The 23,429-nt window shown below is 65.3% G+C and carries 20 protein-coding genes; 13 read left to right on the forward strand and 7 right to left on the reverse strand.

The features are described 5' to 3' along the window. Position 1: 1 nt before the first annotated feature. The gene (locus HZB49_RS27085) at positions 2 to 1,177 is read right to left on the reverse strand and encodes a DUF898 family protein (RefSeq protein ID WP_291617029.1); all 1,176 of its coding nucleotides are present in this window, start codon (positions 1,175 to 1,177) and stop codon (positions 2 to 4) included. A 222-nt stretch (positions 1,178 to 1,399) separates the two neighbouring features. Then, positions 1,400 to 2,572, reverse strand: a complete 1,173-nt coding sequence (locus HZB49_RS27090) for an isovaleryl-CoA dehydrogenase (RefSeq protein WP_291617031.1) — start codon at positions 2,570 to 2,572, stop codon at positions 1,400 to 1,402. 198 nt (positions 2,573 to 2,770) lie between these two features. Between HZB49_RS27090 and HZB49_RS27095 the strand changes: the two genes are divergently transcribed. The 5 genes from HZB49_RS27095 to HZB49_RS27115 all read left to right on the forward strand — a co-directional run bounded on the left by HZB49_RS27095 (position 2,771) and on the right by HZB49_RS27115 (position 7,110). Next, a complete protein-coding gene (locus HZB49_RS27095) occupies positions 2,771 to 4,042 on the forward strand; it encodes a cytochrome P450 (RefSeq protein WP_291617033.1) in 1,272 nt (423 codons plus the stop codon). 77 nt (positions 4,043 to 4,119) lie between these two features. Continuing rightward, positions 4,120 to 5,394, forward strand: coding sequence for a cytochrome P450 (locus HZB49_RS27100; protein ID WP_291617035.1), 1,275 nt, complete (start codon positions 4,120 to 4,122; stop codon positions 5,392 to 5,394). Positions 5,395 to 5,406: 12 nt separating this feature from the next. After that, a complete protein-coding gene (locus HZB49_RS27105) occupies positions 5,407 to 5,844 on the forward strand; it encodes a PaaI family thioesterase (RefSeq protein WP_291617037.1) in 438 nt (145 codons plus the stop codon). A gap of 124 nt (positions 5,845 to 5,968) precedes the next feature. Then, on the forward strand, positions 5,969 to 6,520 hold the full coding sequence (locus HZB49_RS27110) for a thiamine pyrophosphate-binding protein (RefSeq protein WP_291617039.1): 552 nt from the start codon (positions 5,969 to 5,971) through the stop codon (positions 6,518 to 6,520). Continuing rightward, on the forward strand, positions 6,520 to 7,110 hold the full coding sequence (locus HZB49_RS27115; RefSeq protein ID WP_291617041.1) for a thiamine pyrophosphate-dependent enzyme: 591 nt from the start codon (positions 6,520 to 6,522) through the stop codon (positions 7,108 to 7,110). The genes HZB49_RS27110 and HZB49_RS27115 overlap by 1 nt, the downstream gene beginning before the upstream one ends. A gap of 8 nt (positions 7,111 to 7,118) precedes the next feature. On the opposite strand, the gene HZB49_RS27120 is transcribed toward HZB49_RS27115, so the two are convergent. Continuing rightward, positions 7,119 to 8,042, reverse strand: a complete 924-nt coding sequence (locus tag HZB49_RS27120; RefSeq protein ID WP_291617043.1) for a LysR substrate-binding domain-containing protein — start codon at positions 8,040 to 8,042, stop codon at positions 7,119 to 7,121. A 121-nt stretch (positions 8,043 to 8,163) separates the two neighbouring features. Here HZB49_RS27120 and HZB49_RS27125 point away from each other — a divergent pair, with 121 nt between their 5' ends. The 5 genes from HZB49_RS27125 (at position 8,164) to HZB49_RS27145 (ending at position 16,926) form a co-directional block, all read left to right on the forward strand. Further along, positions 8,164 to 9,348: an acyl-CoA dehydrogenase family protein gene (locus HZB49_RS27125; RefSeq protein WP_291617045.1), complete on the forward strand. Its 1,185-nt coding sequence runs from the start codon at positions 8,164 to 8,166 to the stop codon at positions 9,346 to 9,348. Positions 9,349 to 9,357: 9 nt separating this feature from the next. Then, the gene (locus HZB49_RS27130) at positions 9,358 to 10,485 is read left to right on the forward strand and encodes a CaiB/BaiF CoA-transferase family protein (RefSeq protein ID WP_291617047.1); all 1,128 of its coding nucleotides are present in this window, start codon (positions 9,358 to 9,360) and stop codon (positions 10,483 to 10,485) included. After that, positions 10,482 to 11,354, forward strand: coding sequence for a MaoC family dehydratase N-terminal domain-containing protein (locus tag HZB49_RS27135; RefSeq protein WP_291617049.1), 873 nt, complete (start codon positions 10,482 to 10,484; stop codon positions 11,352 to 11,354). The genes HZB49_RS27130 and HZB49_RS27135 overlap by 4 nt, the downstream gene beginning before the upstream one ends. A 97-nt stretch (positions 11,355 to 11,451) precedes the next feature. Then, positions 11,452 to 13,074 carry a benzoylformate decarboxylase gene (mdlC, locus tag HZB49_RS27140; RefSeq protein WP_291617050.1) on the forward strand — a complete coding sequence of 541 codons (1,623 nt, stop codon included), beginning with the start codon at positions 11,452 to 11,454 and terminating at the stop codon, positions 13,072 to 13,074. Positions 13,075 to 13,314: 240 nt separating this feature from the next. After that, entirely contained in the window at positions 13,315 to 16,926 is a 3,612-nt protein-coding gene (locus tag HZB49_RS27145; RefSeq protein ID WP_291617053.1) for a hypothetical protein, read from the forward strand. Positions 16,927 to 17,088: 162 nt separating this feature from the next. Here the strand turns inward: HZB49_RS27145 and HZB49_RS27150 are convergent, their stop codons facing one another. After that, positions 17,089 to 17,700, reverse strand: coding sequence for a hypothetical protein (locus tag HZB49_RS27150; protein WP_291617055.1), 612 nt, complete (start codon positions 17,698 to 17,700; stop codon positions 17,089 to 17,091). A gap of 22 nt (positions 17,701 to 17,722) precedes the next feature. Then, the gene (locus HZB49_RS27155; RefSeq protein WP_291617057.1) at positions 17,723 to 18,358 is read right to left on the reverse strand and encodes a TetR/AcrR family transcriptional regulator; all 636 of its coding nucleotides are present in this window, start codon (positions 18,356 to 18,358) and stop codon (positions 17,723 to 17,725) included. A gap of 99 nt (positions 18,359 to 18,457) precedes the next feature. On the opposite strand from HZB49_RS27155, the gene HZB49_RS27160 reads away from it, so the two are divergent. Beyond that, the gene (locus tag HZB49_RS27160) at positions 18,458 to 18,940 is read left to right on the forward strand and encodes an anthrone oxygenase family protein (protein WP_291617059.1); all 483 of its coding nucleotides are present in this window, start codon (positions 18,458 to 18,460) and stop codon (positions 18,938 to 18,940) included. 109 nt (positions 18,941 to 19,049) lie between these two features. Here the strand turns inward: HZB49_RS27160 and HZB49_RS27165 are convergent, their stop codons facing one another. Continuing rightward, entirely contained in the window at positions 19,050 to 19,844 is a 795-nt protein-coding gene (locus HZB49_RS27165; protein ID WP_291617061.1) for an SDR family oxidoreductase, read from the reverse strand. Between the two features lie 41 nt (positions 19,845 to 19,885). Further along, a complete protein-coding gene (locus HZB49_RS27170) occupies positions 19,886 to 20,581 on the reverse strand; it encodes a hemolysin III family protein (protein ID WP_291617063.1) in 696 nt (231 codons plus the stop codon). Between the two features lie 188 nt (positions 20,582 to 20,769). On the opposite strand from HZB49_RS27170, the gene HZB49_RS27175 reads away from it, so the two are divergent. Continuing rightward, a complete protein-coding gene (locus HZB49_RS27175) occupies positions 20,770 to 22,239 on the forward strand; it encodes a YcjX family protein (RefSeq protein WP_291617065.1) in 1,470 nt (489 codons plus the stop codon). Next, positions 22,236 to 23,261 (forward strand): TIGR01620 family protein, encoded by a 1,026-nt coding sequence (locus HZB49_RS27180; RefSeq protein ID WP_291617067.1) that lies wholly within the window; start codon positions 22,236 to 22,238, stop codon positions 23,259 to 23,261. Before HZB49_RS27175 ends, HZB49_RS27180 begins: the two co-directional genes overlap by 4 nt. Positions 23,262 to 23,429: the final 168 nt, after the last annotated feature.

Below are 23,429 nucleotides of genomic sequence, written 5' to 3' on the forward strand. Positions count from 1 at the left end.
GTCAGAATCCCGCGACATCGAGGCCGTCGGCGATGCCTTCGCCGACCGCGCTCGCAAGCTCGCCCTTCCCCGTGACATTGGCCGCCGCCGCAATGTTGGTGACCACCGTCGTCGCCAATATCTTCGCCCAGAGATCGCGCGTCAGATAGAGCCGGGTGACGACGCTGAGCGCCAGCGCCAGCGCCATGTAGCCGATCACGGTCACGACGAGCAGCGGGATGTTCTGCATCAGGGCGTCCGGCCCCGCCGCCGCACCGGCGGCCGCGCCACCGAGACCGCCGACCAGCGCAGCCACGGCGCCAACGAGGGTGGCGAACACCGTTCCCAGCAGCATGTACCAGCCGATCGTCTTCCAGTAGAGGCCCTGCAACGCGTCGGATTGCAGTTTCGATTCCAGGGTGACGTCGCCGAAGCGGATGCCCGACACCCACCAGCGCCACTCCACGGTCTTGTAGTGCGCGTAGAGGAACGGCAGCGCGGGAAACAGCAGGAGGGCGAGCGGGGTGACGAGGTAGAGCCACCAGATGCGCTTGAAGAACTCCCAGCCGCTGCCCTCGAAGCGCCCTTGCAGGTCGCCGTACCAGGAATGCTGCATCTTGTAGCGCTCCAGCGCAGCCGCGCGCCACGGCCATGCGAGGCCGAGCGTGACGGCGGTGAGCAGCATCCACACCGAGGCATGCAAGGCATAGAGCCAGCCCGAGCCGTCCATCCAGAACCGCACGCCGCGCCACACCGTGCGGGTCAGCCGGTAGCGCCGCGCGCGATAGATCGCGAACTCGCCGAACACGAAGAAGGCGGCGATCAGCGGGATGCTGGCCAGCGCCTGCCAATGCTCGGCTTCGACGCTGACGAGGAAATAGGCGAGGTAGATCGGCACCAGGATGGCCAGCGCGATCAGGAAGCCGATCAGGAGCTCGCGGGCACGGCCGGTATACTCGGCGGCATCACCGTCGATCACCGTGTTGGACCAGAGATGCCTGCGGATGTCGGTGACCAGCCAGAACCGGTAGAAGCCGAGCGTGACCAGCTCCAGCCCTGCGCCGCGCGCGACCAGATGAAGGAAGCCGTTACGGTCGCCCGTGAATTCCACCGAGGCCGGCAGCGGCGGCGGTACCGGCACCGGCGGCACGGGCAGTGCCGGCGGGGGCACGATCGGAATCGAGGCGAACTGGCTCACGGATCAACTCCAGGCGGCGTCACGGACAGATTACAGCACGGATTAGTAGCCGGAAGTGTGATGGAGGTTTCGGACAAATGCGAGGCCTGGCTGGCTCATGTGTCGTCACCCGCGAATGCGGGTGACCCAGCCCCGTAGGGCGGATTAGCGAAGCGTAATCCGCCGCTAGTCATCCATGATGGCGGATTACGCCTTCGGCTAATCCGCCCTACGGGTCCTTGATCACGCCGTCTTGTCGAACAGTTCGCGGCCGATCAGCATGCGGCGGATTTCGCTGGTGCCGGCGCCGATTTCGTACAGCTTGGCGTCGCGCAGCAGGCGGCCGGTCGGATATTCGTTGATGTAGCCGTTGCCGCCCAGGAGCTGGATCGCGTCCAGCGCGCATTGCGTGGCCTTTTCCGCGGCATAAAGAATCGCGCCGGCGGCGTCTTCGCGGGTGGTCTCGCCGCGGTCGCAGGCTTTCGCCACCGCATACACATAGGCGCGCGAGGCGTTCATCGTCGTATACATGTCGGCGAGCTTGCCTTGCACCAGCTGGAACGCGCCAATCGGCTGGCCGAACTGCTTGCGCTCGTGCACGTAGGGCAGCACCACGTCCATGCAGGCCTGCATGATGCCGATCGGACCCGCCGCCAGCACCGCGCGCTCATAGTCCAGTCCGCTCATCAAGACGTTGACGCCGCGGCCGACCTCGGCCAGCACGTTTTCTTCCGGCACCTCGCAATCCTCGAACACCAGCTCGCAGGTGTCGGAGCCGCGCATGCCGAGCTTGTCGAGCTTCTGCGCGGTAGAAAATCCCTTCATGCCCTTTTCGATGATGAAGGCGGTGATGCCGCGCGGCCCCGCATTCGGATCGGTCTTGGCATAGACCACCAGCGTGTCGGCGACCGGGCCGTTGGTGATCCACATCTTGTTGCCGTTGAGCACGAAGCGGTCGCCCTTCTTGTCGGCGCGAGTCTTCATCGAGACCACGTCGCTACCGGCGCCGGGCTCGGACATCGCGAGCGAGCCGACGTGATCGCCGGAAATCAACTTGGGCAGATATTTGCGCTTCTGCGCCTCGTTGCCGTTGCGGCGGATCTGGTTGACGCAGAGGTTGGAATGGGCGCCGTAGGACAACCCGACCGCGGCGGATGCGCGCGACATCTCTTCCACGGCGAGGCAATGCTCGAGATAGCCCAGCCCCGCACCGCCATATTCCTCCTCCACGGTGATGCCGTGCAGGCCGAGCGCGCCGATCTTCGGCCACAGATCGCGCGGAAACTGGTTGGAGCGGTCGATCTCGGCGGCGCGCGGGGCGATCTCGTTGGAGGAGAAGTCGTGCACGGTCTCGCGGATCGCATCCGCTGTCTCGCCGAGGTCGAAATTGAACATTTTATGCGCGTTGGCGATCATGGCGGGCCTCCCGGCAAAGTGGCTTTGTTGCACAAGCCTTTAGCTTGGTGCGGCGCGGTTGTCACGGGAAAATGATACGGTGCCGTATCGTTTCCCGGAAAACTCCGCCCTTGCGGCCGGCCGCCGCAAGGGGTGTAATAGCCTAAAACATTGCCGCGCCGGCCATGTACCGGCGCCTGCACTCTCGGGAGAAGCCGCATGCACGGAACCATCGAACAAGCGGGCGAAGCCTCACTGCGCGAGGCGCGGGAAAAAGCCAATTCGATGCGGCTGGAGGATTTCGATCCCGGCCATCCCGAGCTGTTCCAGACGGATACGCACTGGCCGTATTTCGACCGGCTGCGCAAGGAAGACCCCGTCCATTACTGCAAGGATTCGATGTTCGGGCCGTACTGGTCGGTGACCAAGTACAACGACATCATGGCCGTCGACACCAATCACGGCGTGTTCTCCTCGGCTGCCGCGCTCGGCGGCATCACCATCCGCGACGCCCCGCCGGACCTGCGCCGCGAAAGCTTCATCGCCATGGACCAGCCGCGCCATTCGGCGCAGCGCAAGACCGTGGCGCCGATGTTCACGCCGGACAATCTCGACGAGCTCGCCATCAACATCCGCAAGCGCTCGGCAAGCTGCCTCGACAATCTGCCGCGAAACGAGGTGTTCGATTTCGTCGACACCGTCGCGATCGAGCTGACCACGCAGATGCTGGCGGTGCTGTTCGACTTCCCCTGGGAGGACCGCCGCAAGCTGACGCGCTGGTCCGACGTCGCCACCACCCTGCCCGGCCCCGGCGGCCTGGTCGCGACCGACGAGGAGCGGATGGCCGAGCTGAACGAATGCGCCGGCTATTTCGCCAAGCTGTGGAAGGAACGCGCCAGCGGGCCGCCGCGCAACGACCTGTTGTCGCTGATGGCGCACAACGATGCGACGCGGAACATGGACCCGAAAAACTTCCTCGGCAACCTGATCCTGCTGATCGTCGGCGGCAACGACACCACGCGCAACACCATGACAGGCAGCCTCTATGCCCTGCACAGGCATCCCGACCAATACAGGAAATTGCGCGAGAATCCGGCGCTGCTCGACACCTTCGTGCCCGAAGTGATCCGCTGGCAGACGCCGCTCGCGCACATGCGCCGCACCGCGCTGGCCGACACCGAGATTGGCGGCAAGAAGATCAGGAAGGGCGAAAAGGTCGTGATGTGGTACGTCTCCGGCAACCGCGACGATGAGGTGATCGAGAAGCCCTACGACTTCATCATCGACCGCGCGCGGCCGCGCACCCATATCTCGTTCGGCTTCGGTATCCACCGCTGCGTCGGCATGCGGCTGGCCGAGCTGCAACTGAAGATCATCTGGGAAGAGATCTTCAAGCGCTTCGACAGGATCGAGGTGGTCGATGAGCCGAAGCGGGTTTATTCCAGCTTCATCAAGGGCTACGAGACCCTCCCGGTACGCATTGCCGCATAGCCGATATGCCCGAGACAGCGCGCACCCCTGCGCGTAAAATGATGGCCAAATCTGACTCGCATCCGGGAACGAACACGATGAACGTCCACGCAGCCGTCCGCCCCGACAAGGCCGAACGCCTCGCTCGCGCCCGCGACGAGGCTTATTCGACTCCCTTGAAGGATTTCCATCCCGGCGCGCCAAGACTGTTCCAGGACGATACGCTGTGGCCGTGGTTCGAGCGGCTGCGCAAGGAAGAACCGGTGCATTACTGCACCAACGCGCCGATCGAGCCGTACTGGTCCGTCGTGAAGTACAACGACATCATGACGGTCGACACCAGCCATCATTTGTTCTCCTCGGATGCGGCGCTCGGCGGCATCAACATCCGCGACGCCCCGGTCGGCTACGACTGGCCGAGCTTCATCGCCATGGACCAACCGAAGCATTCGGCGCAGCGCAAGACGGTGTCGCCGATGTTCACGCCGACGCATCTGGACGAGCTGGCAAGGCTGATCCGCGGCCGCACCATCAAGGTGCTGGACAATCTGCCGCGCAACGAGACCTTCAACTTCGTCGAGCGCGTCTCGATCGAGCTCACCACGCAGATGCTGGCGACGCTGTTCGATTTCCCGTTCGAGGAGCGGCGCAAGCTGACGCGCTGGTCCGACGTCTCGACCGCGCTGCCCAAGAGCGGCGTCGTCTCCTCGCCGGAAGAGCGCCGCCGCGAGATGGACGAATGCCGCGCCTACATGTCGAAGCTGTGGAACGAGCGCGTCAACGCGCCGCCGAAGAACGACCTGCTGTCGATGATGGCGCACAGCGACGCCACGCGGCACATGGATCCCGACAATCTGATGGGCAACATCATCCTGCTCATCGTCGGCGGCAACGACACCACCCGCAACACCATGAGCGGCTCGGTGCTGGCGCTCAACGAGCATCCCGATCAATACAGGAAGCTGCGCGAGAATCCGGACCTCATCGAATCGATGGTGCCGGAAGTGATCCGCTGGCAGACGCCGCTCGCCCATATGCGGCGCACGGCGCTGCAAGACACCGAGCTCGGCGGCAAGAAGATCAAGAAGGGCGACCGCGTCGTGATGTGGTACGTCTCAGGCAACCGCGACGAGGAAGCGATCGAGCGGCCGGAGGAATTTCTGATCGACCGCGCCCGGCCGCGCACGCATCTGTCGTTCGGCTTCGGCATCCACCGCTGCGTCGGCATGCGGCTCGCCGAGCTGCAGCTGCGCATCGTCTGGCAGGAGATGCTGAAGCGTTTCGAGAAGATCGAGGTGGTCGGCGAGCCGAAGCGGGTCTATTCCTCCTTCGTGCGCGGCATCGAGCAGCTGCCGGTGCGCATCCCCGGATAAGGCGCAGGCGCCATGAGCGGGGCGGATCGCATCAAGCAGCTCGCCGGCATCATGGAACTGCCGGGATTCTCGAAGTCGGTCGGGATGCGCGTCGTGTCGGCCGAATCGGGCAAGCTAACGATGGCACTCGTGAAGCGGCCTGACTTGACGCAGTTCTTCGGCCATTTCCATGGCGGCGTCATCGCCGGCCTTGCCGATCATGCCGCGGGCGCGTGCGCCACATTGTCGATGCCTGAAGGCAAGATCGCGGTGAGCGTCGAGATCAAGATCAACTTCCTAGCGCCAGCGGATGGCGAGGAAATCATCGCTCGTGCCGAGATAATCCAGGGTGGCTCTACCATCAGCGTCGTCAAGGTCGAGGTATCGTCGCGAAAGGCGGGCGCCGAGCGCATCTGCGCCTTTGCCACCGCCACGATGCGCGCGATGGACTTGCCGGCCGGTTTCCGCTGAGCAGCAGCCTATACAATTCCGGCATAGCGGCTGGAACCAGATAGGAAGAGGAACAAGCCCGCTTCCGGTTTAAAGGCTTGGGCCGAGACGGCGCGCATACGCGCCCTCACCAGCCGAGGCCCCGATGAACATCGCCGCTCCCGCCGATACCGCCGTCCAGACCGACTGGCCCGACGCCATCTACCGCACGCTGAAGGCGCATGGCGTCGCGCAAATCTCCTATGTGCCGGATGCCGGCCATTCCCGGCTGATCGAGCTGTCCCATGCCGATCCGGCGATTGCGACCACGGTGCTGACGACGGAAGAGGAAGGCGTGGCGCTTTCCGCCGGCGCCTGGCTCGGCGGCGACCGCGCGGCGCTGCTGATGCAGTCCTCGGGCGTCGGCAACTGCGTCAACATGCTGTCGCTGCTGGCAAGCTGCCGTTTTCCGTTCCTCACGCTGGTGACCATGCGCGGCGAGTGGGCCGAGTTCAATCCGTGGCAGATCCCGATGGGCAAGGCCACCGCTCAGGCCTTCGAGATCATGGGCGTCACCGTGTTCCGGCTGGAGCAGCCGGAGGATGCCGAGGAAGTGGTTTCGGCCGCCTGCTCGCTCGCCTTCGAGAGCGACCAGCCGATCGCAATCCTGATCGCGCAGCGCATGCTCGGCCGCAAGAAATGGACGGAGACGAAGTGATGACGAAGAACTCCCTGCTCGATCGCCGCGAGGCGGTGAAGGCGTTGCTGGCCGATCGCGGCGATCTGCTTGTCGTCACCGGCCTCGGCTCATCGTCCTACGACGCCTTCGATGCCGGCGACCATGCCGGCAATTTCTATCTCTGGGGCGCGATGGGCGGCGCGGGCGTGATGGGCCTTGGGCTGGCGCAGGCGCAACCGAAGCGGCCCGTGCTTGTCATCACCGGCGACGGCGAGCAGTTGATGGGCATCGGCGGGCTGCTGACCATCGCCGCGCGCAAGCCGCAGAACCTGTCCATCGCCGTGCTCGACAACGGGCATTTCGGCGAGACCGGCATGCAGCGCAGCCATTCCGGCCTCGGCGCGAAGCTGGACGCGATCGCGCGCGGCGCAGGCATTCCGTCGGTGGTCGAGATCACCGACATGGCCGGCGTCGCGGCGTTCCGCAGCGAAGTCCATCGTATCGGAAACGGACCGAAGCTGGCGCTGATCCGCATCTCGACCGATCACGTCGACCGCGCGCTGCCGCCGCGCGACGGCGTGTTCCTGAAGAACCGCTTTCGCCAGCACCTCGGCCTTGCGGTGTCGTGAGAAAGGCGTCACCCGAGCTTGATATCCCACAGGCCTTCGCTGCGGCAGGCGGCGGTTTCGCTGCGCAGAAGCTCGGTGATGACGGAGGTGGCGGTCGAATCCGGATGATCGATCGGGGAGGCAATGACGAGTTCGCGCATCGGCGCCGGCGAAGAGATCGCCGCGGCCTCGAGCCGGCGTGCCTCGATCTCGCCGCGCACCGACGACGGCGGCAGCAGCGAATAGCCGAGCCCCTCCTCGACCAGGCTGGTGAGCACGCGAAAGGAATCCGCCTCGAGCTGCACGTCGAGCTTGAGCTTGCGTTGCGCTGCGGCGCGCTCGATCAGCGCGCGCAGGCCGTGCGAATGGCTGGGCAGCACCAGCCGCTGGCGCAGCAGCCAGTCCATGCCGACCTGCTTCTTCTTCGCAAGGCCCGAGCCGCGCGGCCCCACCGCGACGATGCGGTCGCGGCCAAGCCCCTGGATGGCGAGATGCAGATCCGCCGACGGGCCATAGATGATCGCGAGATCCATCTCGCCGCGATGCAGCCATTCGATCAGATGGCCGCTATAGCTCTCGACGATGCAGAGCGAGATGCCGGGATAGGTCTCGACCGTGCGCCGCGCCAGCCGCGCCGACAATACGCAACTCACGGTGGGGACCAGCCCCAGCACGACCCGCCCCGAGGGCGCACCTGCCGCCGATTGGATGTCGTCGCGGATCTGGTCGATTTGCCGCACGATGCCCGAGGTTCGCGCCAGCAACAGCCGGCCGGCTTCGGTCAGCACCATTCCCCTGCCGCTGCGGGTAAAAAGTTCCGCGCGCAGCTCGTGCTCCAGCAGCTTGATCTGGCGGCTGAGCGCCGGCTGCGCGATCCTGAGCTTGTCGGAAGCTTTGCTCAGGCTGCCGAGTTCGGCTACGCAACTGAACGTCCTGAGCTGACGGAAATCCATGCTTGCCGGTCTTGGAATGCGGGGCCATACGCTATAACAATCGAGCATAGGGAGTCCGCGGTGGTTTCACAATAACGAGAACACAAAGATCAACCCGAAATACCACCGACGGAAATCGAACATGAGCAAAGAACAACATCAAGAACAACATCACGAGCAGGACTATTCCGACATCCGCGACGCCGTCGCCAAGCTGTGCGCCCAGTTTCCCGGCGAATACTGGCGCAAGCTCGACCGCGCGATGGCCTACCCCACCGACTTCGTCAACGCGCTGACGGAAGCGGGCTATCTCTCGGTGCTGATCCCGGAAGAGTATGGCGGGGCCGGCCTGAAGCTTTCGGCAGCGACCGCGATCCTGGAAGAGATCCATCGCGCCGGCTGCAACGCCGGCGCCTGCCACGCCCAGATGTACACCATGGGCACGGTGCTGCGGCACGGCAACGACGAGCAGAAGGCGAAATGGCTGCCGCAGATCGCCAGCGGCAAATTGCGCCTGCAGGCGTTCGGCGTCACCGAGCCGACCAGCGGCACGGATACCTCGTCGCTGAAGACGGTGGCGCGCAAGGAAGGCAATGACGGCTACATCGTCAACGGCCAGAAGATCTGGACCAGCCGCGCCGAATATTCCGACCTGATGGTACTGCTGGCGCGCACCACGCCGAAGGAACAGGCGCGCAAGCGCACCGAAGGACTGTCGGTGTTCCTCGTCGACATGCGCGAAGCACGCAAGGCCGGGCTCTCGATCCGCCCGATCCGCACCATGATGAACCACTCCACCACCGAAGTGTTCTTCACCGACATGAAGGTGCCGGCGGAAAACCTGATCGGCGACGAGGGCAAGGGCTTTCGCTACATCCTCTCCGGCATGAATGCGGAGCGCATCCTGATCGCATCGGAATGCATCGGCGACGCCAAATGGTTCATCGAGAAGGCATCGCACTACGCCAAAGAGCGCGCCGTGTTCGGCAGGCCGATCGGCCAGAACCAGGGCATCCAGTTCCCGATCGCAAAGGCCTACGCCTCGATGCGCGCGGCGGAACTGATGGTGAAGGAAGCCACACGCAAATATGAGGCCGGGCTCGATTGCGGCGCCGAGGCCAACATGGCCAAGATGCTGGCGGCCGATGCGTCCTGGGAAGCGGCCAATGCCGCGATCCAGACCCATGGCGGCTTCGGCTTCGCCGAGGAATACGACGTCGAGCGCAAGTTCCGCGAGACCCGGCTCTACCAGGTGGCGCCGATCTCGACCAACCTGGTGCTGTCGTTCATCGCCGAGCATGTGCTCGGCATGCCCCGCTCCTACTGAGAGGCGACCATGCTGCCACTTCAGGGAATCGTCGTCATTGCGGTGGAACAGGCGGTGGCTGCGCCGTTCTGCTCCTCGCGGCTGGCGGATGCCGGCGCGCATGTCATCAAGATCGAACGACCGGAGGGCGATTTCGCCCGCGGCTATGACGTCGCCGCAAAAGGCCAGAGCAGCTATTTCGTCTGGCTCAACCGCGGCAAGGATTCCGTGGTGATCGATCTGGCGACGAAGGAAGGCCGACAATCGCTGGAAGAACTGATCGCCGGCGCCGACGTGTTGCTGCAGAACCTCAAGCCCGGCTCGATGGACAAGCTCGGCTTCTCGCTGGAGCGTCTGCGCAAGGATTATCCCTCGCTGATCACCTGCACCATCTCGGGCTATGGCGACGACGGCCCCTACGCGCACCGCAAGGCCTACGACCTGCTGATCCAGGCCGAGAGCGGACTTTGCTCCATCACCGGCGGCCCGGAAGGCGCCTCGCGGGTCGGCATGTCGATCGTGGACGTCGCCACCGGCGCCACCGCGCACGCCTCGATCCTGGAAGCGCTGATCGGGCGCGGCCGCACCGGCAAGGGCGTCGACATCCGCATCTCCATGTTCGACGTGATGGCGGACTGGTGTACGGTGCCGCTGCTCAATGCCGAAGACGGCAAGCCGCCGCAGCGCATGGGCCTCGCCCATCCCTCGGTCGCGCCCTACGGCGTGTTCCGCTCCAAGGACGGCAAGGACGTTCTGATCTCGATCCAGAGCGAGCGCGAGTGGAAGACACTGTGCGCCAAGGTATTGGGCCAGCCCGACCTGCCCAATGATCCGCGCCTCGCCAACAATATCGAGCGCGTGAAAAACCGTTCGCTCACAGACAAGACGGTGAGCGACAGCTTTGCCAGACTGACCCGCGATGAGCTCCTGAAGAAGCTGGCGGATGCCGACATTGCGTTTGCCGAAGTGAACAGCATGGCCGACCTTTCCACCCATCCGCATCTGCGCCGCATCGAGGTCGACACGCCGAACGGCAAGGTCAGCTATCCCGCGCCGGCCATGATCGTGGTCGGCGAGAAACGCCAATATGGTGCGGTGCCTGCCATCGGCGATCACCACGAGCTGCCGAAAGCCCAACCCATCAGGAAGTCGTCATGAGTGCGCCGGCCATCGCGGGCGAAAAGCCCGACATCGATCAACTCAGGCAATGGATCGGCCGCACCGAGGAAGCGACCGACATCGTCACGGCGCAGCTCGTCAAGGGACTGCGCGCGACGCTGTTCCAGGAGATCGGCCGGCCCAGGACGGGCGATGCGGCGCCCTTCACCACGCATTGGTGCCTGGCGCCACCGGTGTACCCGATGTCGCAACTGAGCCAGGACGGCCATCCGACCCGCGGCGGTTTCCTGCCTCCGGTGCCGTTGCCGCGCCGGATGTGGGCCGGCGGGCAGCTCGAATTCATCGAGCCGCTGCGCGTCGGCGACGAGGTGAAGCGTTCCTCGCGCATCTCGGACGTGACCCTGAAGAGCGGCTCGACCGGCACGCTGTGCTTCGTCGCGGTCGATCATGTCATCACGACGCCGCGCGGCACCGCCATCAAGGAGCGGCACGACATCGTCTATCGCGAGGCGACCAGCGGCCCGCAGGCGGCAACGAAGGCTCCGCCTCCGCCGCCCGTTGCGAAGCATCGCGAGAGCCATGTCTCCGATCCCGTGCTGCTGTTCCGCTATTCGGCGCTGACCTTCAACGGCCACCGCATCCACTACGACCGCGACTATGTCACCAAGGTCGAGGGTTATCCGGGCCTGGTGTTCCATGGCCCGCTGCAGGCGGCGTTCATCATCGAGTTCGCGGCCAAACTGCACGGCGGCACGGCGCCGAAGAAGTTCGTCTATCGCGGCGTGCAGCCGCTGTTCGAAGGCAGCGAGTTCTCGATCAATGCCAATGACAATGCCGGCGGCGGCATGGAGCTGTGGACCGCGAACGCGGAAGGGCAGCCGACGATGAAGGGCGTGGCGACGTGGTGACGCTTAGCGTCATTCCGGGATGGTCCGAAGGACCAGACCCGGAATCTCGAGATTCCGGGTTCGATGCTTCGCATCGCCCCGGAATGACGGAGTAATCATGTCCTCCCGCAAGCCAGCCAAGGCAAAATCCGTCAGCGTCAAGGACGCCACCTTCGGCCTGCTGCGCGCGTTCGGCATCAGAAAGGTGTTCGGCAATCCCGGCTCGACCGAGTTGCCGTTTCTCGCCGACTGGCCGGACGACATCGACTACGTGCTGGGCTTGCAGGAGGCCTCCGTCATCGGCATGGCCGACGGCTATGCACAGGCCACCCGCAATGCCGGCTTCGTCAATTTGCATTCGGCGGCCGGCGTCGGCAACGCGCTCGGCAATATCTACACCGCGCATCGCAACCAGACGCCGCTGGTGATCACCGCCGGCCAGCAGGCACGCTCGATCCTGCCGCTGCAGGCGTTCCTCTATGCCGAGCGTGCTTCCGAATTCCCGCGACCATACGTGAAATACAGCGTCGAGCCGGCGCGGCCCGAGGACGTGCCGGCCGCGATCGCGCGTGCCTATTACACGGCGATGCAGCCGCCCTGCGGGCCGACCTTCGTTTCCGTGCCAATCGACGACTGGACGCACGCGACCTCGCTCGTCGAGGCACGCCAGGTCAGCCGCGAACTCGGGCCGGATGTGTCGTCCATGAAGGCGCTGGCGGCGGCGATTGCCGAGAGCAGGCGCCCGGCCCTCGTCGTCGGCCCCGGCGTCGATCGGGCGCAGGCCGTCGACCTCATGGTGCAGGTGGCGGAGAAGACCAGGGCGTCCGTCTGGGTCAGCCCGTTCTCGGCACGCTGCTCCTTTCCGGAGCGGCATCCGCAATTCGCCGGCTTCCTCCATGCCTCGCCCGGACAACTGTCGGACGCGCTGGGCCTCCATGACCTCGTGGTCGTGATCGGCGCGCCGGTCTTCACCTTCCATGTCGAGGGGCATGCCTCGATCTTCGACGGCGCGACCACCATCTTCCAGATCACCGACGATCCCGCGGCCGCCGCCGTGACCCCGCGCGGCACCAGCATTATCGCCACCATGAAGCCAGCGCTGGCGATGCTGCTGGAAATGCTGCCGGCGGCCAAACGCGTGATGCCGGCCGCCCGCCTGCTGCCGCCGGCGCCGGCCGCCGACGATCCGATCCCCGTGGAATACCTGCTGCACACGTTGTCCAACGCGATGCCCGGCGATGCCGTGCTGGTGGAGGAAGCGCCGTCGCATCGCCCGGCGATGCAAAAATTCATGCCGATGCGCGGCCAGGACAGTTTTTACACCATGGCGAGCGGCGGGCTCGGCTATGGCCTGCCCGCCGCCGTCGGCATGGCGCTCGGCCGCGGTAATGTCCGCACCGTCTGCCTCGTCGGCGACGGCTCGGCGATGTATTCGATCCAGGCGCTGTGGACCGCAGCGCAGCGCAAGCTGCCGCTCACCGTGGTCGTCATCAACAATTCGGGTTATGGCGCGATGCGCTCGTTCAGCCAGGTGATGCAGGTGCGCAACGTGCCGGGCCTCGACATTCCCGGCCTCGACTTCGTCAAGCTCGCGCAAGGCCATGGCTGCGATGCGGTGCGGGTGACCAAGTCATCCGAGCTTGCGCCCGCGCTGAAGCAGGCGCTCGCGCACAAGGGCACGAGCCTCGTCGAGGTAGCCGTGGATTCCGCCGTGCCGCTGCTTTACGCGCGGAAGGGCTGACGGTGGAATTTGTGTCGTGGCACGTCAGCTGACCTTACCTGAATATTTCGCTATGCGGTTGTATCAAACTCCGATAGCGTCGCGTTTCGCGGCAATAAGACCGTTTTTTTATTGGTTTGTTAGAAACAAATGACCGTGCAATCGCGCGAGTTCACATAACTCCTCGCCGGCTGGCCTCTCGAAAACTCGGAATGAGTGTTTTGTCGCGCCCGAATTGGGTCGGGCGACGGGAGGTTGACTTTGTTCAAATTTGTCGCGCGGCTCCTGCCGCTGCTGCTGCTTTTTCATTTGTTTTCATCTGGCGCCGACGCACAGCAACCCGTTCCCGGCCTGAACCTTGGCGATGCCGTGGTGACCGGATTTGCCGGCACCATCGCTCCCGACCCGGGCAAGCCGCGCCCGGCGAACAAATCCGCCATCGATCTCACTTTCATCAATCCGGACGGCCCTGCCGCCCGCATCGTCGGCGTCGGCCGGCCCGGCTATGTCTGGGACGGCCGACTGTTCCAGGCACCGAAGACCTTCGACGTGTTCGCGAAAGACACCGGTCAGGTGTTCGGCGTAGCGCTCGACGACCAGCCTGCAACCAACATCTACCTCGCCGCCAGCTCGGCGTTCGGCCTCAATCTCGTTGGCCGCGGGGCTGATGGCCTGCCTGAGCGCAGGAAGGTCGGCGGTCCAGGCACAGGTTGGATGAAGGGGCAGTTCGGACTCGACCTGCAGGGCGATCCCGGCAGCATCTACAGGGTCGACGGCACCACCGGCGCAGTAACCCTGTTCGCCAAGGTGATGCTCGACGGCGTGCCCAACCCGGGTCCCGCGCTGGGCAACCTCGCCCACGATGCCGCGCACAAGCAGCTGTTTGTTTCGGATCTCTATACCGGAATGATCCATCGCTTCGCCCTCGCCGATGGCAGCGAACCCGGCGCCCCCTTCGATCACGGCGTGACCGGCCGCAGCGCGGCCAACCTGGCGCCGATGCCGTTCAATCCGGCCAATCGGCCCAATATCGCCAACAACAAATTCAACGCCGAGAATCCGGACAGTTGGGGTTTTGCTCCGCCGGAACGGCGGGTGTGGGGTCTCGCGGTCCAGGCTGGACGGCTGTTCTACTCGGTCAGGAATGGTGCCGCCGCGGAAGGACCGCAAATCTGGTCGGTCGGCATTGCGCAGGACGGCAGTCTCGCGGCCGATGCGCGCCTCGAGGTTGAAGTTGCGGCGCAGCCCGGTCCGTATCCGGTTTCCGATATCGCATTCTCGCAAAGAGGCGCCCTGATCCTGGCGCAGCGCGCGCCGATCGCCGCCAGCCATGATTATTCCGCCTTCACCAAGCCGGGCGAGCCGCGCGTGCTGCGCTACTGGCTGAAAGACGCCAACGACCCGCCGTCACCGGGGCTTTGGAAGCCGATGCCGGAGGAATACGCGGTCGGCTTTGCCGGCACTTACCGCAACACCGATGGCGGCGTCGCGCTCGGTTACGGCTATCGCCAGGATGGAACGCTCGACAGCGCGTCGTGCGAGGCTTCGCTGTGGACCACCGCGCAAAATCTCCGCAACAACCCGGCGCTGCGCAGCCAGCTCGAACCCGGCGGTCCGTTGCTGGTGAACGGGCTGCAAGGCAGTCCCGCGGACATGGTGCGCGGCGCCAACGAGCCGCCGGCCATCAGCTACTTCGTCGACTACGACGACAAGTTCGACGATGCACGCGCCAGCGGCCACATCGGCAGCGTGCGGATTCTCACGCGGCCCTGCACCGCGATTGCCGGCAATACGTCCAGCCCGCCTTATGTCAGCGGTCAACAGACCGGTGGTGGTGGTGGTGGTGGTGGCGGTGGTGGTAACGCCTGCTATCCGCCCAACCAGCCGACCAGCTTCTCGCTGCCGCCGCAAGCGCTGCCGCCGTGTACGCAGCCAGGACAGGCGGTGAGCCTCGACTTGAGCACCGTGCTTTCCTCGCCTGGCTTCGATCCGAATTGGGCCGTAACGCCCTACGGTCCTCTCGCACATTCCACGGCCTATGGCGGCTGGACCACCCTCTCCACTCGCTGGATCCAACCCAAACCATTCGTCCTTACCCAAACCCACCCGGTGGGGACATATGTCTACACGCGTGCGTTCAACCTGACCTGTCGCCCGGAGTCCTACAAGGGCCTCAAGCTCTGCGGGCAGTATGGGTCCGACAACAGCTCGGTGGTGACGCTGAACGCGCCCGCCAACATCGTGGCCACCAGCCCCAGTAGTTACAGCACGCCAGCCGTCTTCTTTTGTGTCCCTACTTCGTTTTTTGTTCCGGGGCTCAATGTCCTGACGGTGACAGTTCAGAACGCCTCGCCCGCGAACCCGGGCCCGGGCGCGATGAACCCGACTGGCATGTCGATGATCGCAAACCTTGAAGCCATTTGCGGCCCCGATTGTATTTGCGAATGTCCGCCAGGCACGGTGAACAAGGACGGCACATGCGTGCCGGTCACGCCGATCGACCTGAAAATCGGCAAGGAAACCACACCGGGCGGCGGCGGCGGCCACTGGTTCAACGTGTGGGTCACCAATGTCGGACCGCCGATCACCTTCCCGGCCGGCGGCATCACCATCACCGAGAACATCCCGGCCGGCATGACCGTGACCGGCGTAACCGGCGCCGGCTGGTCCTGCGTGCCGCCTACTCTGGTCGGACCCGGCACGATGCATTGCACCTATGGTCCCGCCGGCTCGCTCGCCACCAACGCGTCGCTCTCGAGCACCATGGTCGTCCACTACACCACCACGGGACCGGGGCCGTTTACGAATTGCGCGACGGTCGGTATCGGCAGCAGCTCGGGCGTGGATACCAATCCGGCGAACGATACGGCGTGCGCGACGGTTACGGAAACCGCAGGGAATATCGATCTTGCGGTCGTCAAGACCGGGGGCACCAGTCCGGTTCCTCAGGTGAATGGCTATGCTTTCCATCTGGCAGTCACCAGCGTGGGTGCGCCGTTCAACGGAACCAACGTCGTCACGGTGACGGATGTCGTTCCGGCCGGAATGACGTTCAACAGCGCAACCGGAACGAACTGGACGTGCGTGACGCTGCCGGCGTCCGCGGGTAGCACGATAACCTGCACCTATATCGGTGCCGGTCCGACCGTGCCCAACCAGTCCCTCGGCACGATCGACATCGTCGCAACGGCCCTGGGGGCGGCGCCATTTCCGCCGTTCACGAACTGTGCACAGGTCGGCACCAAGCCGGGTTCGGGCTTGAGCGACGTCAATCCGCCAAACGACAAATCCTGCGTGACAGTCACCAAACCGGTCGCCGGCTGTCCGCCGCCGATGGTCCCGGGTCCCGTTGCCGGTCAGTGCATCTGTCCGCCTCCGACCCATCTCGTTGGCAACAAGTGCGAGGGCCCGCCGCCACCTCCGTCGTGCCAGCCGCCGATGGTGCCGGGTCCCGTCGCCGGTCAGTGCATCTGTCTGCCGCCGACCGTCCAGAAGGGCAAGGAATGCGTACGGCCGATGGAATGCCGCTCGCCGCTGATCCCGAATGCCTCCGGTACAGGTTGCGGATGCCCGGCCGGATTGGAGCAGCGCGGACGTGAGTGCGTGAAGCCGACCGTGTGCAATCCACCGGCGAAACTCAATCGCCGCGGCGCCTGCGAATGTCCGACGGATATGGTGGCGAGAGGAAACAGCTGCATCGAGCGCGAGCGCCCGAGGCCGCAGGTTACCCCCGGCGACGTCATCCGCATTCCCGGCGGCGGCCGCGACGAACCGCGCGGCGGCCGTGACAATGACAATCCCCGCGGCGGTCGTGACACCGACAGTCCCCGCGGCGGCGGTCAGGGGCCGATGGATTTTCCGGGAAGGCGCTAGAATTTTCCCGGGCCGATCGATGTGTGCCGCAGCAATGCGGCACACATCGCCTTACGACTTCCCGCAAGCCTGCCACATCTTCGGCGAAGTATTCGATCCAGGCGCTTTGGACTGCGGCGCAAGCTGCAGCTCACAATCGTCGTGATCAATTGACTCTGGCACTTACCGCCGCGCCGCGTGCGCCGCCGCGATTTCCGCGGCCATGCGGCCGTAGTCCGCCCATACCAGGTTGAGGAACACCGGCGGCGCCTCGCCGACCTTCTGCATTTCGGCGTAGCGCTCCCTTGCGCCGTCGGCGGTCCACCACTTCTGGGCCGAGGAGGCGATGCGGCGGAAATTACGCAGTGCGCCGTAGAACTGTTTCGGATCGGCGCCGGCGAGAACCGCGCAATGAATGAGCCAGTTGAAACCGGCGATGATGGCGATGGCGACATCTGCGTTGGTGACGCCGGTGAATTCGATCACCGTCTGGTCGTGCGGCAACTGGCGCAGATAGCCGTCAAGCAGGGCGGCCTGCGACTCGGGCTCGGCCAGCAGGGCGAATTCGCGCGGCGGCAGACTCAGCAGATAGCGGAAAGCTTCCAGTCGGGTGTGGTCGGCGATGGCTGCTTCGTCGCAGCCTGCGTCCGAGGCGGTGCGCCTGCAGGCCGGGCTGACGAATTTCCCGTTGTCGACGTCGTCGAGATACCGCTTGCCGCGCTTCCCGATGTCATCGAGAAGCGTCTGCGGGCCATCCTTTGCGGCCGTTTCTTTCCCGAATGGCCACCAGTTCATCGGGCTCCAAAGTGCTGTTGGCTCAGAGCATCGAGAGGTCAGTAGGCAGCATTCGCTTGAATGTGGCAAGAAGCAGGCGGCCCTCTTTGGGCGGTAACGTTATCGCGTGGCGGACTGCCGCGGCGATCAAGGTCATGACCAGGCGGGCCCAGGCCTGCAGCGCAGGCTTCGGGAGGTCCGCGGCGACGCGGCGCAGGGTCGATGCCAAGAGGTCCGCGAGAAAATCGACGTCCTCCCGGTCGAGCTTCTGCAAGACCCGGTCGCCTTGCGTCGCCTGCCAGATGTCGCGCATCACGGGCACGTCGATGAACATGCGATAGTAGCTGTCGACGATCCGGCACAGCGCCGGGTGCAGGTCGCGCACGGTCTCGACCGCCGACAGGTCGCGCGCGACACAGTCGCGGCCGGCCTGGTTGCAGCGCTCGGCCAGCGTGCCGATGATCGCGGTCTTGTCGGGAAAGTATTGATAGAGCGAGCCGAAGGCGACGCCGGTCCGCTCGACCAGTTCGCTCATGCGGAAGGCTTCGGAGCCCTTTTCGGCGAGCAGCGCGGCGGCCTGGCCAAGGATGTGCTCGTAGCGCTCGCGGCTGCGCTTCTGCACCGGCACCAGACGCGAGATGCCGGCCCCCGCGCTCGCCGCCTTTTGCTTCCCTGCCATCCCTGCCCGCCTGTCCGAGAAAGTCCTTGACGATTCAAATACGAGAGCTTATCGCTTTTTGCAAATACGATAAATCCTCGTATTCATGGAGTGAGCGTCATGCGTGCCCTCGTCACCTCCCTGTTGTGGTTCTCCGCCGTCGGATGCGGCCTGCTGGCCGGGCTCTATTTCGCGTTTTCGACCTTCATCATGGCGGCGCTCGGCCGCATCGACCAGGCGGCCGGCATCGCCGCAATGAACGCGATCAACAGGGAGATCGTGCAGTCGCTGTTCCTGCCGGTCTTCATGGGCTCGACGCTCACCGCGGCGGCGCTCGCGGTGCTGGCGCCGTTCAGATGGGATGAGCCGGGCGCGGCGATGTGGCTTGCCGGCGGCGCGCTCTACGTGGTCGGCATGTTCGTGGTCACGATGATATTCAACGTGCCGCTGAACAATGCGCTGGCGGCCGTACCGCCGGCCAGCGGCGAAGCCGGCACGCTATGGGCGCGGTATCTGGCGGACTGGACGTGGTGGAATCACGTCCGCACGGTCGCGTCGACGCTGGCATTCGCGCTGTTCATCGCGGCGATTGCGGCGAGGTAGCTGCAGCAACACTTCGTCATGCCCGGCCTTGTGCCGGGCATCCACGTCTTGGTGGTGTCCGAAAGAAACACGTGGATGGCCGGGACAAGCCCGGCCATGACGGCGACAATTATTTCCCGTAGGTCTCGCGCATCTTCTCCTGGATCCTGGCCATGCCCGATATCCAGCGGTCGTAATCCTCGGTCTTCCTGCGCATGTAGCCGAGCACCTGCGGGTGCGGCAGGATCACGAAGGTCTCCTGCTCGAGGCCTGCGAGGACGTCCCTGGCCACCTGCTCGGGCGAGAGGTCGCCGTCGCCGGATTGCGGGCCCTTCGGGATCGAGCGCAGCATGTTGGTATCGACGCCCTGCGGGCAGAGGATGGAAACCCCGATATTGTCGGCCTTGTGCGAGATCGCGAGGTTTTCGGCAAAGCCGACCGCGGCATGCTTGGTGGTGGAATAAGCGGGGCTGCCGACCTGCGACAACAGGCCTGCTGCCGAAATGGTGTTGAGGAAATAGCCGCCGCCGCGCGCCTTGTAGCGCGGGACCAGATGCCGCGCGGCATAGACATGCGCCATGACGTGAATGGCCCAGCTGCGCTGCCACGGCTCGTCGGAATTGCCGCCGGCATTCAGCGACAGCGGATCGAAGCCGCCGCCGATGCCGGCATTGGAGCAGAACAGCGCGATCGGGCCGAACTGGTGCTCGGTCTCCTCGATGACGTGGGAAACGTCCTTTTCCTTGCCGACGTCGCATTTGAAGGCCGCACCGTCGATTCCTCCTGCCACCGCGCGCGCGGCGTTGGGATCGATGTCGGCAACCACCACCTTGGCGGCGCCGGCGCGATGGAAGGCCTCGCACATGGCGCGCCCGATGCCGTTACCGCCGCCCGTGACGACCACGACCTTGCCGGTCACCTGCATGGCACCCTCCCCGCTTTTTGATTGTCGCTATTTCTTAGCGCTTACTTCAGGACGATGTCGAGCACCGCCGTGTAGTGGCAGGCGGCGCCGGAGAGCACAAAGCCGTGCCAGATCGCGTTCTGGAAGCGCAGCCGCTGCCAGGCGTGGAACACCACGCCGAGCGTATAGAATATGCCGCCCGCGACGATGAAGCCCAGCGCCAGCGTCGGCAGCGCCTTCACCACGGCATCATAGAGCATCATGCCGCTCCAGCCCATGGCAAGATAGAGCCCGACCGAGAGCCGGTCGAACCGGCCGGGATATTTCAGCTTCAGCACGATGCCGGCAATCGCGGCGCACCAGACGCCGATCAGCAGAACGACGGCGAGAGCGCTTCCCTTCACCTGCATGATGAAGGGCGTGTAGGTCGCCGCGATCAGGATATAGATCGCCGAATGGTCGAGGCGGCGCAGCACCCATTTGGCGCGCGACACCGGCCAGAGATTGTAGGTGGCGGACAGGCCGAGCATGGCAAGCAGGCCCGCGACATAAATCGAGGACACCACGATATCGAGGGCGGAGGCATAGACCGCGGCGAGCACGATCAGGACGGTCGCGGCGACGAGGCCGAAGCAGAGGCCGATGACATGCACGACGCCGTCGGCGATCAGCTCGGCGCGGTCGAAATTCCAGTGCACGGCGCCGGCCGCCGCATGGAACGACGTCGAGGCCAGTTGCTTCAGTCGGAAAACGTTCATGTCGGCTTCTCGCCTGCTCAGCCTTCCGGATCGATAAATCATGAGGCATTTCTGGTCAACGAAGGGTTCACGCCCCGGTTCAATCGCGTCAAAAACGTGACGCTTGATTTTGGCGCGCCGATCGCCACCTTTGCTGGCGTTACTTTTACGGAAATTGCCCTCCCCAGCCCGGATCTCAACGCCGCCGCATGCCTCCCAGTTTCCAGGAAATCCTCGAGGAGGCGCGGCTGTCCGCGCGGGCGCTGTGGGACTATGGCGACGGCCTGTTCAACCCCACGGTCCGGCTCGGCGTCACCGGCCTGTCGCGCGCCGGCAAGACGGTGTTCATCACCGCGCTGATCCATGGGCTGACGCGCGGCGGCCGTTTTCCGGTGTTCGAGGCCTATGGCAGCGGACGCATCGCGCGCGCCCGCCTGGAGCCGCAGCCGGACGATGCCGTGCCGCGCTTCGATTACGAAAACCATGTCCGGACCCTCGTCTCGGAGCGGCGCTGGCCGAGCTCGACCACCGACATCAGCGAGCTCCGGCTCGTGATCGATTATCAGCGGCAGAACGGCGCGGACCGCAGCCTCATTCTCGATATCGTCGACTATCCCGGCGAGTGGCTGCTGGACCTGCCGCTGCTGAACAAGAGTTTCGAGCAATGGTCGGCGGAGAGTCTGGCGCTGTCGCGCGAGGGGCCGCGGCAGGAGCTGGCCGCGCCGTGGCATGCGCATCTGGCGACGCTGTCGGCGGTGGGTCGCGCCGACGAACAGGCGGCGCTGGTCTCGGCGCGGCTGTTCACCGATTATCTCCGCGCCTGCCGCGACGAGCGTTTCGCCATGAGCCTGCTGCCGCCCGGGCGCTTCCTGATGCCCGGCAATCTCGCCAACTCGCCGGCGTTGACCTTCGCGCCGCTGGACGTGCCCATCGACGGCAGCGCGCCGGAGGGGTCGCTGTGGGCGATGATGGTGCGGCGCTACGAGGCCTACAAGGACGCCGTGGTGCGGCCGTTCTTCCGGGATCATTTCTCGCGGCTCGACCGCCAGATCGTGCTGGTCGACGCGCTTGCCGCCTTCAATTCCGGGCCCGAGGCGCTGCACGACCTGGAAGCCGCGCTTGCCGGCATCCTCGACTGCTTCCGCATCGGCCGCTCGAGCTTCTTCTCCAGCCTGTTCCGGCCGCGCATCGACCGCATCCTGTTTGCCGCCACCAAGGCCGACCATCTGCATCATTCCAGCCACGACCGGCTGGAAGCGATCTTGCGCCGCATCGTGGCGCGCGCAGCCGAACGCGCCGAGCACGAGGAAGCCACGATCGACGTGGTCGCGCTCGCCGCCGTGCGCGCCACCCGCGAGGCGATGGTGACACGCGGCCGGGAAAAGCTGCCGTCGATCCTGGGCACGCCGGCCGCGGGCGAGAGCGCCAATGGCGAGTTCTTCGACGGAGAGACCGAGGTCGCGACCTTTCCGGGCGACTTGCCCGCCGATCCCCAGGCGCTGTTCCGGGGCGATGGTGCGTTTCAGGGGCTTTCCAGCGCGCCGTCGGACAAGGCCGATTTTCGCTTCCTGCGCTTCCGCCCGCCGCATCTCCAGCGCGACGGCGATGCACAGCCGGCGCTGCCTCACATCCGCCTCGACCGCGCCCTCCAGTTCCTGATCGGAGACCGACTGCAATGAGCGAGAAAACGCGCAAGCCCGCGACCTTCAAGCTCGACGACGCCAATGTGGTCGTGGTGGATGCCGACGAGCCCGGCCATGCTGTCCGCGGCACGGTGCGCATCACGCCGGAAGCAGAGCCATCGCAACTGCCCGTGCCGGTCGAAGCACGGCCGGTCGCGGTGCGGCGCCGTTTCGGCTGGGGCACGCTGTTCTGGATCGCGACCGGCGGGCTGGTGCTGCTCGGCTCCGGCCTTGCCATCGTCAAGCTGATCGAGGATCTGTTCGCGCGCAGCGAGAGCCTCGGCTGGCTCGGCCTCGGCTTTGCGGCAGCCGCGGGGCTGGCGCTTGCGGTGGTGACCGGCCGCGAGGCGTTCGGGATGATGCGGCTGGCGGCGATCGAAAAGCTGCATGCTCGTGCTACCGCCGTGCTCGCCAGCGATGACCGCGCGGAAAGCCGCGCCGTCGTCGACGATCTCCTGAAGCTGGCGCACCAGAATCCGCATCTGGCGCGCGCCCGCACTGCGTTGGCCGAACACGCCGGCGACATCATCGACGGCGCCGACATGATCCGGCTGGCCGAGCGCGAGCTGATGACGCCGCTCGACCAGGAGGCAAGGCGCATCGTCTCGGTGGCGGCGCAGCGCGTCTCCGTCGTCACCGCGGTGAGCCCGCGCGCGCTGTTCGACGTGCTGTTCGTGTTCGCAGCCGCGCTGAAGATGATCCGGCAGCTGGCGCGGCTCTATGGCGGGCGGCCCGGCGCGCTCGGCATGATCAGCCTGCTCAAGCATGTCATCACGCACCTGGCAATCACCGGCGGCATGGCCGCGGGCGACACGCTGCTGCAGCAGATGCTCGGCCATGGCATTGCGGCCAAACTCTCGCAGCGCCTCGGCGAAGGCGTGTTGAACGGGCTGCTCACCGCCCGCCTCGGTCTCGCCGCGATCGACGTGACGCGGCCGCTGCCCTTCACCGCGCTGCCGCGTCCGGCGCTGACCGATCTCGCCAGCGACCTGTTGCGCAAGCGCGAGGATGGAAACTGAGCTGCGCGTTGTTGTGCCCTCTCCCCTTGTGGGCCTGTTGCGTAATTGGACTTATTGGCCGTGAGAGGGAAGAGGGACGTCTTTCGGATTGGGGCTGAAGGCTAGGTGGCTGTGTTCGGGGTGAAGCTTATGCTGCGATTGTGGCCCATCGGCGCATGTTGAACGCGA

Source organism: Bradyrhizobium sp. (assembly GCF_016219575.1).
Lineage (GTDB): Bacteria > Pseudomonadota > Alphaproteobacteria > Rhizobiales > Xanthobacteraceae > Bradyrhizobium.